Genomic DNA, 2,126 nt, shown 5'->3' on the forward strand with positions numbered 1-2,126 from the left:
CTCGCTGTCAATACTTGATCGACGGTTAATTCCAACTCTGGGAAAGTGGGGGAAAAAATGCGATCGCTCCCGGAAAACAAACTGCCTTTAAATCTCTTAGTGGTTGATGCGAAAAAAGCGGAGGTTAAACAATGGATACCATAACTCACGATCGCGAAATTGTCAAACAAGTTATCTGTGAATATGCACAACTGCGTCCATCTCATGGCGAGATTCGATTGGATACGGTATTTGATGATAAACAAGAACATTATGCACTGATGCAAGTGGGTTGGGATCGAGGTAGACGAGTCCGAGTAAATCTCATCTATATTGTTTTGCGTGAAGGAAAAGTTGTGATTGAATATGATGGGATGGAAGCGGGAATTACTCAAGATTTGATTGAAAAAGGCATTCCTGAAAACCGCATTATTTTGGGGTTCTTGGAAGAATCTAATGCGGGGCGGGTATGATATGATTTTCTATATTATAACTCGCGAATGCCACTCGCTGTCAATACTTCATCGACGGTTAATTCCAACTCTGGGAAAGTGGGGGAAAAAATGCGATCGCTCCGGGAAAAGGAATGATAAAATTATGCGATCGCATAGCCGGTATGTTCCCGAACCTGGGGAGGATGAAAGGCGAGGACAATGCAATCTTTGGGAACACCAGCGGCAACGAGTTCCTCGGTGATGCCATCTTCTATGCCATCGTAATGAATCCAAATTTTGGCATCGCGAATCTCGGCATGAACGATGCAACCGTGAACCCGACGATTATTTTCCCAGCCTTCGTGTACCAGCATAAAATGGTTGCCGTCCCGACTGACAATCAGGTAAGTCTTTACATCACCATATCGATAGGGAATATCGGCATAATCTTGGATAATTTTTTCCAGTAAATTCCGCCAATCATCTATAGGTTTAATTGTGGTTGCCATTGCAGGATTTCCTCACTATTTGGGTCAAAAACAATCATCCGAAAATATGGTTCTTCTAAAAGCAGTTGTCCGGCTTCTTCTTGAAATAAAGTATCGAAGGTGTTCCGGCTAACCGCTAGATATAAACTGCGATCTGATTCTTTTTTTTGAAGTGCTCTGGCGTACAGAAAGAACTGTCCCCAGGCATTTTCCAGATCTTTGATTGGAGAAGGACTCAAAAAACTTTTAATTTCGACAGCGATTTTTTCATGATCTCGTTCGGCAGCAATTAGTTTTTCAGCCCCCAAATCGATAAACGTCGAGCGTTCCCCGATCTTTAGAATCAGGGGATCATCAGTGATTGTCCAACCATCTTTCATCAGAGCAATACAAACAGTATCATGATAAACATCTTTGGCGGGCATTAAATGCGTCCCATTTATATTAAATTTATGTCGGATAGCGACGGCGATCAATGTGATTTGGGTGAGCTATGATATGATTTTCTATATTATAACTCGCGAATGCCACTCGCTGTCAATACTTCATCGACGGTTAATTCCAACTCTGGGAAAGTGGGGGAAAAAATGCGATCGCTCCCGGAAAATGACCGCAGTTGATACTCGCCTTCAACCAACCGATAAACCAAAATCTGCGGCTGCTTGGGATTGCCTAAAAATGCACGAGATGCGATCGCTAAATAATCCACAATCCAATATTCTGCAATTCCCAACCGCTGATACTCCTCCCGCTTGTCAATATAATCATCCTCCCAGTTGGTGGAAACTACCTCCACGGCTAATTCAATGGGTTCGGTCAAGGCTCCATAAGTCCGCACGTTGCGATTCCAAACCTCAGCTTTCACTACCGCCACATCAGGATTTCGCCCCCTTTCTTCCCCCTCCTGGGTCACGGTTTTGACGATGATATCTTTATCGATAATATAGTCTAAATTCAGCCGTTCACTTTCCCGGTCAAAACGACGAACCAAAAACCGAGCGATATTTTTATGGGCGCGGGTTGGTTCCACTTTCACCAATTCTCCATTAACTAATTCATACCTCCCTGAACCGTCGGGATACTGTTCTAAAAAATCGGCAAATGTCAATTTTGGGGATGATGTTATTATCATATAATATTCCTCCTTCGTAGGGTGGGTTGAGTGCGTAACCCACCGCCAGCCAATTGAGAGCATGAACGGTGTTGACATTTCATTAACATTGTA

The 2,126-nt window shown here is 43.3% G+C and carries 4 protein-coding genes; 1 reads left to right on the forward strand and 3 read right to left on the reverse strand.

The window, feature by feature from the left end:
- The first annotated feature begins 131 nt into the window (after positions 1 to 131).
- Positions 132 to 452 carry a XisI protein gene (locus ACTIE0_RS17820; RefSeq protein ID WP_006668188.1) on the forward strand — a complete coding sequence of 107 codons (321 nt, stop codon included), beginning with the start codon at positions 132 to 134 and terminating at the stop codon, positions 450 to 452.
- 122 nt (positions 453 to 574) lie between these two features.
- On the opposite strand, the gene ACTIE0_RS17825 is transcribed toward ACTIE0_RS17820, so the two are convergent.
- The 3 genes from ACTIE0_RS17825 to ACTIE0_RS17835 all read right to left on the reverse strand — a co-directional run bounded on the left by ACTIE0_RS17825 (position 575) and on the right by ACTIE0_RS17835 (position 2,033).
- Positions 575 to 922, reverse strand: a complete 348-nt coding sequence (locus ACTIE0_RS17825) for a XisI protein (protein ID WP_006668187.1) — start codon at positions 920 to 922, stop codon at positions 575 to 577.
- A complete protein-coding gene (locus tag ACTIE0_RS17830) occupies positions 898 to 1,326 on the reverse strand; it encodes an element excision factor XisH family protein (RefSeq protein WP_006668186.1) in 429 nt (142 codons plus the stop codon). The genes ACTIE0_RS17825 and ACTIE0_RS17830 overlap by 25 nt, the downstream gene beginning before the upstream one ends.
- An 86-nt stretch (positions 1,327 to 1,412) precedes the next feature.
- Positions 1,413 to 2,033, reverse strand: a complete 621-nt coding sequence (locus tag ACTIE0_RS17835; protein ID WP_006624849.1) for a Uma2 family endonuclease — start codon at positions 2,031 to 2,033, stop codon at positions 1,413 to 1,415.
- Positions 2,034 to 2,126: the final 93 nt, after the last annotated feature.

The sequence above is a fragment of the Limnospira sp. genome (assembly GCF_051859755.1).
Lineage (GTDB): Bacteria > Cyanobacteriota > Cyanobacteriia > Cyanobacteriales > Microcoleaceae > Limnospira > Limnospira fusiformis.